This window comes from Pseudomonas sp. LBUM1644, assembly GCF_059716195.1.
Genome location: NZ_CP166812.1, coordinates 1960001 through 1975290, shown reverse-complemented (window position 1 = coordinate 1975290; position 15290 = coordinate 1960001). Strand labels below are relative to the sequence as shown.

The 15290-nt window shown below is 59.9% G+C and carries 9 protein-coding genes and 2 rRNA genes (1 of these 11 cut by a window edge); 2 read left to right on the top strand and 9 right to left on the bottom strand.

From position 1 onward, the window contains the following. Window position 1 precedes the first annotated feature (1 nt). A complete protein-coding gene (gene peaB / locus ACA052_RS08960; RefSeq protein ID WP_497649333.1) occupies window positions 2-1432 on the bottom strand; it encodes a quinohemoprotein amine dehydrogenase maturation protein in 1431 nt (476 codons plus the stop codon). An 82-nt stretch (window positions 1433-1514) separates the two neighbouring features. Beyond that, window positions 1515-3095, bottom strand: coding sequence for a quinohemoprotein amine dehydrogenase subunit alpha (gene peaA / locus ACA052_RS08955; protein WP_497649332.1), 1581 nt, complete (start codon window positions 3093-3095; stop codon window positions 1515-1517). 498 nt (window positions 3096-3593) lie between these two features. On the opposite strand from peaA, the gene ACA052_RS08950 reads away from it, so the two are divergent. Then, window positions 3594-5084, top strand: coding sequence for an aldehyde dehydrogenase family protein (locus ACA052_RS08950; protein ID WP_497649331.1), 1491 nt, complete (start codon window positions 3594-3596; stop codon window positions 5082-5084). A gap of 121 nt (window positions 5085-5205) precedes the next feature. Here the strand turns inward: ACA052_RS08950 and qhpG are convergent, their stop codons facing one another. Genes qhpG through ACA052_RS08930 form a run of 4 tightly spaced genes read right to left on the bottom strand, consistent with a single transcriptional unit; the run spans window position 5206 to window position 10781 of the window. Continuing rightward, window positions 5206-6495, bottom strand: a complete 1290-nt coding sequence (gene qhpG, locus ACA052_RS08945; protein ID WP_497649330.1) for a flavin-dependent monooxygenase QhpG — start codon at window positions 6493-6495, stop codon at window positions 5206-5208. Further along, on the bottom strand, window positions 6492-7169 hold the full coding sequence (gene qhpE / locus ACA052_RS08940; RefSeq protein ID WP_497649329.1) for a subtilisin-like serine protease QhpE: 678 nt from the start codon (window positions 7167-7169) through the stop codon (window positions 6492-6494). The genes qhpG and qhpE overlap by 4 nt, the downstream gene beginning before the upstream one ends. Continuing rightward, a complete protein-coding gene (locus ACA052_RS08935; protein ID WP_497649328.1) occupies window positions 7159-8877 on the bottom strand; it encodes an ABC transporter ATP-binding protein in 1719 nt (572 codons plus the stop codon). Before ACA052_RS08935 ends, qhpE begins: the two co-directional genes overlap by 11 nt. Then, window positions 8877-10781 carry a sigma-54-dependent Fis family transcriptional regulator gene (locus tag ACA052_RS08930; RefSeq protein WP_497649327.1) on the bottom strand — a complete coding sequence of 635 codons (1905 nt, stop codon included), beginning with the start codon at window positions 10779-10781 and terminating at the stop codon, window positions 8877-8879. The genes ACA052_RS08935 and ACA052_RS08930 overlap by 1 nt, the downstream gene beginning before the upstream one ends. 214 nt (window positions 10782-10995) lie before the next feature. On the opposite strand from ACA052_RS08930, the gene ACA052_RS08925 reads away from it, so the two are divergent. Continuing rightward, the gene (locus tag ACA052_RS08925) at window positions 10996-11193 is read left to right on the top strand and encodes a hypothetical protein (protein WP_497650420.1); all 198 of its coding nucleotides are present in this window, start codon (window positions 10996-10998) and stop codon (window positions 11191-11193) included. 15 nt (window positions 11194-11208) lie between these two features. Here the strand turns inward: ACA052_RS08925 and mrdA are convergent, their stop codons facing one another. The 3 genes from mrdA to ACA052_RS08910 all read right to left on the bottom strand — a co-directional run. Then, window positions 11209-13101 carry a penicillin-binding protein 2 gene (gene mrdA / locus ACA052_RS08920; protein ID WP_497649326.1) on the bottom strand — a complete coding sequence of 631 codons (1893 nt, stop codon included), beginning with the start codon at window positions 13099-13101 and terminating at the stop codon, window positions 11209-11211. A 230-nt stretch (window positions 13102-13331) separates the two neighbouring features. Next, window positions 13332-13447, bottom strand: a 5S ribosomal RNA gene (gene rrf / locus ACA052_RS08915). Window positions 13448-13606: 159 nt separating this feature from the next. Then, window positions 13607-15290: ribosomal RNA gene (locus ACA052_RS08910) — 23S ribosomal RNA — on the bottom strand (it continues 1208 nt past the right edge of the window).

Here is a 15290-nt window from a genome sequence, read left to right as displayed (position 1 = left end):
ATCAGTGAGCCTTGCGCGGGGTGATGTAGCTGCTGATAAACGCAGGGTTGTGGGCCATGATCCGGGTGTAGACCTCGATGCCGAAGTCGACCCAGTCACGCATCAGTTCGCAGTAGTGATAGGTCGGGTGGGTCGGGTCGCCGTACCGGGCGTAGCTCTCGTGATAGCAGCCGCCGGAGCACAGGTTACGGATCTGGCAGTCCTCGCAACCGGTGTTGGTCCGGTCCAGGCGCTGGGACAGGAAGTCATTCAACTCGACCTGCTTCACGGCGGTGTGGACGTTGCCAAACGTCGGCAGGCTCGAACCGGTGAAACGGTGGCACAGGTTCAATTCACCCTTGTGATCCACCGCCAGCATCTTCAGGCCCGCGCCGCACGGCAGGGCTTTTTTGTGGCCTTCGTGGATGTCGGTGATCAACTGGTGCAGGTTGGAGAAACCGATGTTGCGGTGCTCCAGCGCCGCTTCCAGATAACGCCGGCCGAGCCGCTTCATGCTGGCGAAGACTTCGATCAGTTCGTCGCTCGTGAGGTTGAAGGTGCTGATGTCGCCGGAGGTCACCGGGGCAAAACCGACTTCGGCAAAACCCAGTTCGTTGAACAGATGATCCCAGATGGTTTCGACGTCGGTAACGCCCGTCGTCAGCGTTACCCGAGCGCCGACCGGGCGGCTGTTGTAGCGCGACAACAGCATCTCGGCCTTGCGCCGCACCACGTCATACGTGCCCTGCCCGCCCACGGTGATGCGGTTGCGGTCGTGCACGGTTTTCGGTCCGTCAATACTGACCGACAAGCCGAAACGGTGGGCGTTGAGGTAATCCACGGTGTCTTCAGTGAGCAGCGTGGCGTTGGTGGTCATGACGAACTCGACGAACTTGCCGGCCTCACGGAAACGCTTCTCGCAATAATCGACCATGTACTCGATCAGCTTGCGATTGCTCAGCGGTTCGCCACCAAAAAACACCACGGTGAAGCGTTCTTCGTCCGGCGATTCGCGCAGCAGCATTTCCACTGACGCGACGGCGGTTTCGATGTCCATTTTCTTGCCGGCCGAGGGCTTGTCGAGGTCTTCCTTGTAGCAGTAGGTGCAGCTCAAGTTGCAACCGGTGTTGACGTTGAGCACCACGGTATTGATCGCGGTGCGCTCGACCCGTTTAGTGCCGATGTCGGGAGTCAGCGGCGAGCCGTCGCTGACCAGTTCCAGGGACATCAGCTCACGCAGGGTCTCGGTGATTTCTTCGCCATTGAAGCGCGCGGCCAGACGCTGGATCAGGTCGTCCGACGTACAGCCCGGACCGCGCAAGGTGTCGATGATAGTGCCCGTCAGCTCATCGCTGGCAAACAGCGAACTGCTGGGAATATGGAACAGCATGCGGTCAGCGTCGACGTGCACTTCGTGCAGGTTCCGTTCAACCAGATTCAAAATAGCGCCCATTGCAACCTCCTGTGCAAACCCCGCTTGGCGGGGCCTGCGATCATTCCGAAAAAGTGTCCGAAGCCATTGGTTTCAGGCCGACTCACGGAATGGGTGGATTGTTCCAGCGTTGCACGGTGACGATCATGTGGCCTTCGCCGGTCAGGGATTTCCCTGCGTCGTCGACGGCGGCGATCACCTTGAGGTTGCCGGCATTGTTGGTGGACATTTTGCGTTGTGGGTTCGGCCCGGCATCGCCCGGGGTAAACACGCCGCTGTCAGCCTGCATGGTGCCGGCGAACTTGACGTCTTCGTCTTCCTTGGCGCGATCGTCGAAGGCTTCGACCTTCCATTGCGCCGGGAACACACCGATGCGATACGGCTTGCCGTCAGCACCCTTGCCCCAGGCTTCTGCGTCGAAACGGCCCTGGACCTTCGGCGTCGAGCCGCCACCCTCGCCGATCCGCGCCACCGAGAACTCAGGCACGACTTTGACTTCGGCGATGGTGTTGTAGACCGACAGGGTCGGCCCTTTCAGCGAGCCGACGGTCACCGCGCGCAAACCCGGTTGGGCATTGGCGGCAGCCTTGAGTCTGACCTTGATTCGCTCCGGGCTCTGCTCGATGACTTCGACCACTTCCACGCCCTTGCCGAAGTTCGGTTTGCCGGTGAGACCGCTGCCGAGCAGCGTCACTTCGGTTTCAGCGCCGGCTTTCAGATAACCCGGCTGCACCGCCAGCAAACGACTTGAACCTTGCTTGGCGGCCACGAAGTCGAGGCCGCGCTCATCGTGTTCAGCCTCGAACATCCGGCCTTGCATGGCGTTGCCTTGGGCGGCGAACACCTGGCGCATGGTCACGCCATCGACGGTCACGTTGCCGCGCCATTCGTAGCCGGTATAGAGAATCGCGCTGCCGTCGCCGTTGAACGGGCTGCCATCGGCGTATTGGCCTTTGACGCTGACCTTGAACGTGTCGCTGCCATCGGCCGTCACGCTCATCACGCCGGCCAGTTCACCTTTACCCGGCAAGTGGCCGCTGAAACTCCAATCACCCACCAGTGCTTCGGCCTTGGGTGCGGCGCTCAGCCATTTTTTCCAGGCCGGGTTGTCCAGCGGATACCGCTTGGCCAAGAGCGGCACCATGTCTTTGCGGGCAATGTCGAACCAGTCGCGATCACGGGCCAGGGCCTGGTATTCCAGCGACGGCCATTGGCCGAGGTGGAAGTTCACCAGGCGTTCCCATTCCTGGGCCGGACGGCGTTGCAGGGCGACCCGCGCGCCGGAGTGGCAGCGGCCGCACATCTGGCTGGTCTGGTCGTCGAATTTCTCGACGGTATTGAGTCGACGCTCCAGCGCATAACGCACGCCATCGGTTTCGCTCGGCGCCAGCCCTTGAGTGTCAGCCAGGTATTTGACCAGAGTACGGCGGTCGTCATCACTGATCTGCAAGCCATGCATGGTCTGCATCCGGGCGATGCTCATCAGCCAACCTTCCGGGGACTTGCGCTGTTGGCTGATGCGGCTCAGGGCATTATTGGCTTCAGGGGTGTGACAGCCCTGACAGGTTTCCTTGAGGACGGTCTGGGCGTCGCGGGCTGCCAGGCTGTAAGGCGAATGCAGCGCCACAAACGCGGCCACGGCCAGCAGACTGACGCTCAGGCCTGATCGGAGTTTTCTCTTCATCAACGTCGAACCTCGCACGGTGCTTTCTTATTTTTGTGGCTTATCGTTTTTATGGTTTCTGCCGTCGGCGGCGAACCGCTGACAGAGGCAAGAGAAACGTCTGGGATGAGTAATACACAGAGCGTGCCAGCTTGCCGATAACCTTTTTTATCAACGAGTTGCACGAATTTGACGTCTTTGAATCCTGGCTGAGTTAGATGACCTGCGTCTAATATCGCGACATCTGTTGCAGTCTGAGACAAGCATAGGACGCAGATCAAAAGATCGCAGCCTTCGGCAACTCCTACAGGTCATCCGATGTAGGAGCTGCCGAAGGCTGCGATCTTTTGATCTTGCATCACCACCGTCTCATTGCGTCGCAATTTGCGACGTCTGTTTTCCTCCCGGTCATAGCAAAATTACACGCAGCCCCCGCCAAATCGACCTTCCAACCGAAAAACCACAACTGGCACAGCCATTGCGAAAGACCTGCTTTCTCGAACAACAAGAGGTCTCGCCATGCCCCTCCCTTATTTGCTTCCCGCCACTTCGGCATTCATTCAACGCGCCCCGCGCATGCTGATCGGCGGTAACTGGGTCGAGGCCGCCGACGGCCAGACCATGCCCCTGCACAACCCGGCCACCGGCGACGTGCTGTGCGTGGTGCCACGGGCCACGCCTGAGGATGTCGATCGCGCGGTGCTCGCCGCCCGCCAGGCGTTCGATGATTCGGCCTGGACCCGCACCCGGCCACGGGAACGGCAGAACCTGCTGTGGAAACTCGCCGACCTGATGGAGCGCGACGCCGAACTGCTCGCTCAGCTGGAATGCCTGAACAATGGTAAAAGTGCGGCGGTGGCCCAAGTGATGGATGTGCAGCTGTCCATCGACTTCCTGCGTTACATGGCCGGTTGGGCGACCAAAATTGAAGGCTCCAGCGTCGAAGTGTCGTTGCCGTTGATGCCCAACGATCAATTCCACAGTTTTATTCGTCGCGAAGCCGTGGGGGTGGTCGGCGCCATCGTCGCCTGGAATTTCCCGTTGTTGCTGGCCTGCTGGAAACTGGGGCCGGCCCTGACAACCGGCTGCACCGTGGTCTTGAAACCGGCGGACGAAACGCCGCTGACCGCGCTGAAACTCGCCGAACTGGTGCTGGAAGCCGGTTATCCCGAAGGCGTGTTCAACGTGGTGACCGGTACCGGCATCACCGCCGGTTCCGCCCTGACCCACAACCCGCTGGTGGATAAGCTGACCTTTACCGGTTCCACCGCCGTCGGCAAGCAGATCGGCAAGATTGCCATGGATTCCATGACCCGCGTCACGTTGGAACTGGGCGGCAAATCACCGACCATCGTCATGGCCGATGCTGACCTGAAGACTGCCGCAGCCGGTGCCGCCAGCGCGATTTTCTTCAACCAGGGCCAGGTGTGCTGCGCCGGCTCGAGGCTGTATGTGCAGCGCAAGCATTTCGATAATGTGGTGGCGGATATTGCTGACATCGCCAATGCGATGAAGCTCGGTAACGGCCTGGACCCTAGCGTCGACATGGGGCCGCTGATCTCCGCGCGTCAGCAGGAACGGGTTTACGGCTATATCGAAAAGGGACGGGAAAGTGGCGCGACCATCGCCTGCGGCGGTGAGCAGTTCGGGCCGGGGTTCTTCGTCAAACCGACAGTGATTGTCGATGTCGATCAGAAGCACTCGCTGGTGCAGGAGGAAATCTTCGGCCCGGTACTGGTGGCGATTCCGTTCGACGATGAGGCCGATGCGCTGCGCATGGCGAATGACAGTCCTTATGGCTTGGGGGCCAGTATCTGGTCGAATGACCTGGCGGCGGTGCACCGGATGATTCCCCGGATCAAGTCGGGGTCGGTATGGGTCAACTGCCACAGCGCGCTGGACCCGGCGTTGCCGTTTGGTGGGTACAAGATGTCGGGCGTCGGCAGAGAGATGGGGTATGCGGCGATCGAGCATTACACCGAGTTGAAGTCGGTGTTGATCAAGTTGTAATTACGTCGTCCTCCAGGCCGCCTTCGCGACCAAGCCCGCTCCCACAGTAATTTTGTGTCGATCACAAATTCCCTGTGGGAGCGGGCTTGCTCGCGAAGAGGCCAGTCCAGACATCACAATTTCAGGGCTTGAACCCCTGCCCCAACAACCAACTCCGAACCATCCGCCCCTGCTCCACTGTCAACCCCGCCAACACCTGATCCGCCGGCTCAGTGCGCAACCGCCGCACCACCGGCGCCAGTTCAACCCCGTGCACATGCCAGATCCCCAGCGGCTGATCCACCGTGACCACCACCTCAGCCTCATCCACAAACCCCTCCTTCAGCACCGGCGCTCGCTCAATCTTCAGCGCTGCAAAATCCGCCTCGGCATGGGCCACCTCGGCATCCGGCCACTGCCGTCGTGCCTGCCAGAACGGCTGTTCCGGCCAGCGTCGCTCATCGGCATAAAAGTCCCGCCCGATCCGTGCAAATCGCAAAAACAACTGCTCCACCCGCTGCTGATGAAAGCGCTGCGCCAGCGCCGCTCGCTCCGGTTTGCGCAGCAGCGTGTTGATCACCGTCGGTGCCTGTAACGCCGAGGACAGTGACTGAAAAATCCCGTTGCCCGATAACGGGTCCACGGCCATCGCCGCATCGCCGACCCGGATCCAGTTATCGCCGCACACGTGGGGACTCAAAATGGCCGTGCTGCTGCGGGCATGCAGTTGCCTGTCCGTTTCCGCTTCAGTACCAAAAAACGCCCGTGCCAACGCGCAAGCTTGCCGTCGTTGCTGACAGTATTCGAGCAAACGTGCCTTGACCGGCAACTCGGCGCTGGCCACGTCCACCGTCCACTGCCAATAACACTGACCGTCGGCTCGCCGCGCCATCCACGCCCAGCCATCCTCAAGGCTTTCCACGGCGCTCGCCGTTGCACCCGGCGTGCCTTGCCAGCGATTCAGCAAGCTGACCGTCTCCGGTCCGCGCAGGCCTTTGCCAAGCGCAGGCGCCTGCCGTCCACGGGCCTCCACCAGAAACTCCGCAGCCAGCACCTCGCCCCCTTCAATCTCGACCCGATGCACCGAAGCCGACGTCTGAACGCTCAACACCCGCCCTTCGATCAGCTCGACACCGGCAACACGCAAGTCCTCGCGCAGGCCTCGGTCGAAGGTCGGACGGTCCAACAGAAATTCAATGTTTTGCGCATGCTGCTGACCGTTCCACGACACCTGCCGCTGAGACGGCAACGCCGCGTCCGCCAGGGCTTGATGCAAGCCCGCACCGCGCAATGCGTCCAGCACCCTCACGGAAACGCCTTCCAGCGCCGCAAATCGGCGCCACTCGCTGACCAGCGTCACGGGGTAACCGAGCCGCCGTAACCCCAATGCCACCGCCGCGCCGGCGGGCCCCGCGCCAAGAATCAGAATCATGGCCCGAAGCGCCGTTCCGGACCGCGGTAACGGGCGTTCTCCCGCAGCCATTCGATGACGTATTGATTGCTCGCGTCAGGCTGCTCGACCAGGAACCACGCAATGTGCCCACTCAACGCGGCACACCCCAGGCTGGCACCGGACTGTCCTGGGTACGTGCCATGCACACAGGCGGCGAAATCCGCCTGGTCGCTATTGAGCCATGACCATTCCTGCTCGGCACAGCGCGCGTCGCCCGTGACCCGCAGCACCTGTGGATAATTCGCCGGGAAAACGCCCTCGCCCTGTGCCGGGCTGGATGCACAGAGCAAGACACCCCGCGCCACCGCCGCCGCGCAGGCCTCGCGCAACAGACTGCGATCCTGACGCAAGCCGAGGCTGAGATTGATCAGCCGCACATCCTGCGCGACCAGCCAGTCAATCGCCGAGGCGATCTGCAACGCGCTGGTAACGCCTCGCTGATCGAATACCTGAGCCACGCAAAAAACCGCCGCTGGCGCCCGCCGACCGATGGCCTCGATCACCGCGCTGCCATGGCCCAGCGGATCGTCGCGCAAATCGCTTTCAGCCAGTCCATCCTCAAGCAACGAGAAGCGTCGCCCGGCAATGACCTGCACCCGTTGCGCCGCCGAGTGACCGCTGTCGACGACACCGACCCGCAGCTCAGGCTTCATGCAGCACCGTTTTTGAAGTGAGCACGCCGTCAAGCAGTTCAAAGCGCAGATCGGCATCGGCCAGTGTCGAAGGACGATGACTGATGAGGATTCGAGTGCGACCGGCAAACAGTCGGTCAATGGCCTCGATCACCTCACGCTCGGTCGCTTCATCGACCGCCGAGGTCGCTTCGTCGAGCACCAGAATCAGCGGATCCTGCAACAGCGCCCGGGCTATGGCGATGCGCTGTTTCTGCCCGCCGGACAATTGCTGGCCGCGCTCGCCCAGCGGACTGTCGAGGCCTTCGGGCAATGACGCGATCAGGCTGTCGAGTTGCGCCAGCCGCGCCACTTCGGTGATCGCTTCGCGGCTGGCGTCGGGCACGGCGTAGGCCAGGTTGTCGGCGAGGCTGCCGCGAAACAACACGATGTCCTGACTGACCACGGCTATCCGCCGACGCAACTGGAACAGGTCCAGTTCGCGCAAATCGACCTCGCCCAGCAATACCCGGCCAGACTGTGGATCGTGGTGGCGTTGCAGCAAGTCGATCAAGGTCGATTTGCCGACACCGGAGCCACCGCTGAGCGCGACTTTCAAGCCATAGGGAATTCGCGCTTCGATGCCGCGTAATGTGGTCGGGCGGCCCGGATGGCTGAAGTGCACATCGTCGAAACGCAGTTCGCCAGAGGTCGGCATCGGTTGTGGTGCGACGGGCGTGAGAACGGTCGGTACTTCGCCGCGCAATTCCATCACCCGCCCGAGGCTGACGGTCATCCGCTGAATCGCGACATAGAGCCCGAGCAGGCTCTGCACCGGCCCGACCGCCATGCCCAGGTAAGTGGAAAACGCGATCAGCGCGCCCAACTGCCAGGTCCCTTGCACCACCCAATAACCGCCAATCAAAAACGCGCAGGCGCGGGACAACGAGGTCAGCGTACCCGGCACGGCCTGGGTGAAAAACTCGGTGACTTGCAGGCGCAGCAACTGGCTCATGTAGCCCTGCCCCAGGGCCTCCAGCCGTCGCGATTCACGCTGTTGCTGGCCGGCGGACTGGATGAATTTCATCACTGGCAAGGTCTCGACCATGAACGAGGACATGTCCGCTGAACGCTCCCGCAGCTGCCGCACGTCCCGCTCGACCTTGCGCCGCATCCAGCGCAGCCAGAGCACGTCGAGCGGAATCAGCACCAGCGCCAAAAGCGAGAGCTTCCAGGACAGGGTCAGCAACATGCCCACCGCGCAGACCAGGCCGATGACGCTCGACACAGCAGAGAACAGCGAGTCCACGGCAAAGCGCTGGATTTCCGCGACGTCACCATCGAGGCGCGACATCAGGTCACCGATGCGCCGCTGCCCGTAGAAGCTCGGCGACAGGGTTTGCAAGTGCCGATAGAGATCATCGCGCAGAGAAAACAGAATCCGCCCGGAGAGCCGCGTGTGCAGGTAACGATTGATCCCCGACAGCCCTGTACCCAACAGCCCGGCGACGATCATCAGCCCGGCAATCAGCACCAGTTTCGGAAAGTTGCGCGCCAGCAAACCATCGTCAATCAGTAGTTTGGTCAACCAAGGCTGCACCAGCACCAGCAGCGAGGCGCAGACCGATAAACCGAGCAACCCGGCAATCGCCACGCGATGCGGGCGCACAAAGCTGTAGAGCCAACGCAATGCCGCCTGCAGGGCGTCGGGGTTCTGGCTGTCGATCAGCCGGACGATCAGGCGCTGCATCACGAACGCAACTGTTTGAGCTTGCGATACAGGGTCGCGCGGCTGATGCCCAAGGCGTCGGCGGCGGCCGTGACGTTGCCCTGATGAGTGTCCAGCGATTGGCGAATCAGCTCCAGTTCATTTTCGCGAATGCTGCCCGATTGTGGACGTTCGCTGGCGTTCAGCTCGTCAAGCATGCTGTCCGGCAAGTGATCGAGGGTGAGCACGGATTCGCCCGGTTCACGCATGGCCAGCGCGGTGCGCAAAACCATCTCCAATTGGCGGATATTACCCGGCCAGTGATAGGCCCCGAGCAAACGGTTAAAATCGTCATGCAGGACGACAGCAGGCGCGTTGAGTTTGACCAGCAGACGGCCAACCAGACCACTGAAATCCTCGCGCTCACGCAGGGCCGGGAGCATCACACTGATGCCATTGACCCGGTAAAACAGGTCTTCCCGAAAGTGCTTTTCCTCCACCAGGCGCTTGAGGTCACGGTGGGTGGCGCAGATCAGGGCGACGTCGATGTCCTGCTCCTCGCCGGCCCCCAGCGGCGCCACTTTGCGATCCTGCAAGACCCGCAGCAAACGGGCCTGCAAGGACAGCGGCATGTCGCCGATTTCATCGAGGAACAAGGTGCCGCCGTGGGCCTGTTGCAAGCGCCCCACCATGCCGCCGCGACGGGACCCGGTGAAGGCGCCTTCGCGGTAGCCAAACAGCTCTGATTCGATCAGGCCTTCGGGAATGGCCGCGCAATTCACCGCAACAAAGGGTTTGTCGCAACGGGTGCCAGCCATGTGCAACGCGCGGGCAATCACTTCTTTGCCGGTGCCGGTTTCGCCGAGCAGCAGCACCGGCAACTCATTGGCCAAACCCTGACAGGCCATGCGCAAGGCCCGTGCGTAACGGACGTTGCTGCCGGCCAGGGTGTCCAGATCGGGCTGTGGCTTGGCAATTTTACCGGTGCTGCGCGCCGGGCTGCTGACATTGATCGAGCGTTGTGGCGCGCGCAGGGTTTTGTAGAAAAATTCGCCTTTGGCGGTCTGTAGGCTGCCGACACCGTCCTGGTGCAGGCGCGCCAACAGTTGCAGGCCATCGACGCCGAGAAACTCTTCGCAACGCCGACCGATCAATGCCGAGCGCTCGGCATGGAGCAACTGACAGGCCTGGGTGCTGACCGCGAGGATCTGCCCGCCCAGGCTCACGGCAAGCAGACCTTGCCATGGAGATTCGAGGTATTGCCGACGGCTGTGGAACGCCAGGACGATCTGCTCGGGAAAACTGGCGTTGAACACCCGGCTTTCGATCTGGCTGACGGCCATGGCCAGCAAAGCGGTGCTGTCATGAACGCGGCCTAGCGGGCCTTCGCGGGTCAGGTCGAGAACGCCGAGGATGTCGCCCTGAGGGCAATGGATGGGCACCGAGGTGCAAGAAAAGTCAGTCAGTCGATCCAGGTAATGTTCGCCGCAATCGATCATCGTCGGCCGGGCTTCGACCAGCGCGGTACCGAGGGCATTGGTGCCGCGAGCGGCTTCGCTCCAGCAGGCGCCGAGGGTGATGTCTTGCAGGCCGCTGCCCTTGAGGCGATCGGCCCGACCTTCGACCGCAAGAATGGTGGCGTCGGAGTTGGCGAGGATGATCAGCCCTTCCTTGCCCTGACGCTCGGCCAGGTAATCGATCGCTGGCAACGCCGCGTCGATCAGCAGCCGATTGCTCGCCAACAGCAGTTCGAGGCTCGCGCTCGACTCCAGCGCCAGTTCGTGTTTGCTATTGAAATGCACGCCATGACTCAGGCTACGCCGCCACGACGCATCGATTTCCGCCCGCAATACGCCATCGGGGACTTCGCCCTCGAGATGGAGTTTTTCCCGGGCCAGCCGGGCTTCGCGGTGCAATTTGGGGGAAGTTGTTTTTATTAGCGTCATCAAGCGCTCCGGATCGGTCCGCCCTGCGCCTTTTTAAGTTCAGCGCCCTGCCGCAATCTTTACGTTAACGTAAGGGCAATGGCAAGTGCCTTACGGCACTTGGGTTTTATCCGTTGTACCGCGTTATCGTTCTTCGCGAGCAGGCTCGCTCCCACATTAGATCGGTGCTGGACACAGATCTTGTGAACGACGGAAATCAAGTGTGGGAGCGGGCTTGCCCGCGAAAGCAGTGTGTCAGTCAGCATTGATGTTGGCTGAAAGTCAGCATGCACGTGCATGCCCGCTCTCGCATTGGATGGCGATTACTCGACTTTTACCGGCGCGGGACAGCGAGCAGAACATGAGCCAGGCCGAAACCGTGCTCCTCGAAAGCTTCCAGCACATGCTCAGTATTCGTGAGCCTGTGCTGTAAAGCCTTGAGCGCTTATTAAACGTGAGGATCGCCCGGCGCTTTGCTCGGCGCGGCGTACTGCGGTTTCAAATGACCCTCCTGATCAAGTAACCAGGCATCCATGATCTGCCGCACCACGGGACCGGCGACACGACCACCGGCCTCGCCGTTTTCGATCATCACCGAGATGACAATCTTCGGGTGTTCCGCCGGTGCGAAACCGACGAACAACGCATTGTCGCGGTTACGCTCCAGGGTTTTCGCGCGGTTGTAGCGCTCGCCCTGCTTGATCGCGACCACTTGCGCGGTACCGCTCTTGCCCGCGATGCGGTACTGGGCGCCAAGCGCTGCTGCCCTGGCAATCCCGCGGGCATCGTGCATCACCATTTGCATGCCGTGGTTGACCTGCTCCCAATCGTGCGGATTTTTCAGCAGGATGTTTGGCATCGGATGCTCGTCCACTGGCGCGACCCCGTCGACGGTTTTGGCGAGGTGCGGTCGGTTCCACACCCCCTTGTTGGCGATCAGCGCCGTGGCCTGGGCCAACTGCAGCGGTGTGACCTGCATGTAGCCTTGACCGATGCCAAGGATCACCGTTTCGCCGGGGAACCATGCCTGACGGCGTGTGGCGCGCTTCCAGGCCTGGGAAGGCATCAGTCCGGCAGACTCTTCGAACATGTCCAGCGAGACCTTCTCACCGAGGCCGAACATCGCCATGTAGTCGTGCAAGCGATCGATACCGAGCTTGTGGGCAAGGTCGTAGAAGTAGGTGTCGTTGGAGCGCATGATCGCCGCGTCCATGTCCACCCAACCATCGCCGCTGTGGTTCCAGTTCCGGTATTTGTGATCGTAGTCCGGGAGTTGGTAATAACCTGGGTCGAAGACGCGGGTCTGCGGCGTCACTACACCGGCGTCGAGGCCGGCAATTGCCACTTCCGGCTTGATGGTCGAACCAGGCGCGTAGAGACCACGCAGGACGCGGTTGAACAGTGGCCGATCGATGGAATCGTGCAGCGCCGCGTATTCCTTGAAGCTGATGCCGGTGACAAACAGGTTCGGGTCGAAGCTCGGTTTACTGACCATGGCCAGCACTTCGCCGGTCGACGGATCGAGCGCAACCACCGAACCACGACGATCGCCCAGGGCGTCTTCGGCGGCCTCTTGAAGTTTGACGTCGAGGCTCAATACGATGTTTTTGCCGGGAATCGGATCGGTGTGCTTGAGCACCCGTAGCACGCGGCCCTGAGCATTGGTTTCAACTTCTTCGTAACCCACCTGGCCGTGCAGTTCGGACTCGTAGAATTTTTCGATACCGGTCTTGCCGATGGATTGAGTACCACGGTATTCGACCGTATCCAGTGCTTTGGATTCTTTCTCGTTGATGCGACCGACGTAACCGATGGAATGCGCAAAATGCGCACCTAGCGGATAGTGGCGGACGAATTGCGGTTCGACATCGATACCCGGCAGACGGAACTCGTTTACCGCGAGCACCGCGATCTGCTCTTCGCTGAGTTCATAGAACAGGGTGACGGGTACGAACGGATGCCGTGCTTGCCTCATTGCCTTGTCGAACACCGTGCGGTCTTCAGCCGGCAACTGCAGGAGGTTGATCACCTCGTCCAGCTCTTCTTTCACATCCGAGGCGCGTTCACGAGTGATGGTCAGGTTGAAGCTGGGCCGGTTGTCTGCCAGGACGACACCGTTGCGGTCGTAGATCAGCCCACGAGTGGGAGTGATTGGCAGGACGTGGACTCGATTGTTTTCGGATATCGTGGAGTGATAGTCAAATTCGACTACCTGCAAGATGTACATACGCACCACCAGTGCGCAGGAAATCGCGACGACAAACAAGGCGCACGCGATCAGTCGCTTGTTGACCAGGCGTGTCTCTTTTTCGTGGTCCTTGATGGGTATTGGTTCGGGCATTTCTGCAGCAGCTCTGTGACTAAAAAGGAGTGCCGATCCGTCAGCCTGAAAGCAGTCCGTTAAAAAACGAGCTGCACCATACCAAAAACTGTGCAGTCGCTTTAGTGCGATTTCCTCTAAGGAGAGTTCTTGAGGGCCAAAACGACGGTTGGTTTTTTCTGGTTCGGGTGTTTCCTGCGGGCAAAACAAAACCCCTACCTGCATACGCAGATAGGGGTTTCGGAATTTAATCTTGACGATGACCTACTCTCACATGGGGAAACCCCACACTACCATCGGCGATGCATCGTTTCACTGCTGAGTTCGGGATGGGATCAGGTGGTTCCAATGCTCTATGGTCGTCAAGAAATTCGGTAGCCAGGTCGTTCTCCTTGCGGATTACGCTCCAGCGAATGGGTATGCGATAGATCTTGGTGCTTTGTGAGTATCTCGAACTTTCGGTTCGTTTCGTCTTCACACACCGCAATCTGGCCTCTTTCGAGTTCACAAATTGCTTGGGTGTTATATGGTCAAGCCTCACGGGCAATTAGTATTGGTTAGCTCAACGCCTCACAGCGCTTACACACCCAACCTATCAACGTCGTAGTCTTCGACGGCCCTTCAGGGGACTCAAGGTCCCAGTGAGATCTCATCTTGAGGCTAGTTTCCCGCTTAGATGCTTTCAGCGGTTATCTATTCCGAACATAGCTACCCGGCAATGCCACTGGCGTGACAACCGGAACACCAGAGGTTCGTCCACTCCGGTCCTCTCGTACTAGGAGCAGCCCCTCTCAAATCTCAAACGTCCACGGCAGATAGGGACCGAACTGTCTCACGACGTTCTAAACCCAGCTCGCGTACCACTTTAAATGGCGAACAGCCATACCCTTGGGACCGGCTTCAGCCCCAGGATGTGATGAGCCGACATCGAGGTGCCAAACACCGCCGTCGATATGAACTCTTGGGCGGTATCAGCCTGTTATCCCCGGAGTACCTTTTATCCGTTGAGCGATGGCCCTTCCATACAGAACCACCGGATCACTAAGACCTACTTTCGTACCTGCTCGACGTGTCTGTCTCGCAGTCAAGCGCGCTTTTGCCTTTATACTCTACGACCGATTTCCGACCGGTCTGAGCGCACCTTCGTACTCCTCCGTTACTCTTTAGGAGGAGACCGCCCCAGTCAAACTACCCACCATACACTGTCCTCGATCCGGATAACGGACCTGAGTTAGAACCTCAAAGTTGCCAGGGTGGTATTTCAAGGTTGGCTCCACGCGAACTGGCGTCCACGCTTCAAAGCCTCCCACCTATCCTACACAAGCAAATTCAAAGTCCAGTGCAAAGCTATAGTAAAGGTTCACGGGGTCTTTCCGTCTAGCCGCGGATACACTGCATCTTCACAGCGATTTCAATTTCACTGAGTCTCGGGTGGAGACAGCGCCGCCATCGTTACGCCATTCGTGCAGGTCGGAACTTACCCGACAAGGAATTTCGCTACCTTAGGACCGTTATAGTTACGGCCGCCGTTTACCGGGGCTTCGATCAAGAGCTTCGCGTTAGCTAACCCCATCAATTAACCTTCCGGCACCGGGCAGGCGTCACACCCTATACGTCCACTTTCGTGTTTGCAGAGTGCTGTGTTTTTAATAAACAGTCGCAGCGGCCTGGTATCTTCGACCGGCATGGGCTTACGCAGTAAATGCTTCACCCTCACCGGCGCACCTTCTCCCGAAGTTACGGTGCCATTTTGCCTAGTTCCTTCACCCGAGTTCTCTCAAGCGCCTTGGTATTCTCTACCCAACCACCTGTGTCGGTTTGGGGTACGGTTCCTGGTTACCTGAAGCTTAGAAGCTTTTCTTGGAAGCATGGCATCAACCACTTCGTCACCCAAAGGGTAACTCGTCATCAGCTCTCGGCCTTAGAATCCCGGATTTACCTAAGATTCCAGCCTACCACCTTAAACTTGGACAACCAACGCCAAGCTGGCCTAGCCTTCTCCGTCCCTCCATCGCAATAACCAGAAGTACAGGAATATTAACCTGTTTTCCATCGACTACGCTTTTCAGCCTCGCCTTAGGGACCGACTAACCCTGCGTCGATTAACGTTGCGCAGGAAACCTTGGTCTTTCGGCGTGGGTGTTTTTCACACCCATTGTCGTTACTCATGTCAGCATTCGCACTTCTGATACCTCCAGCAAGCTTCTCAA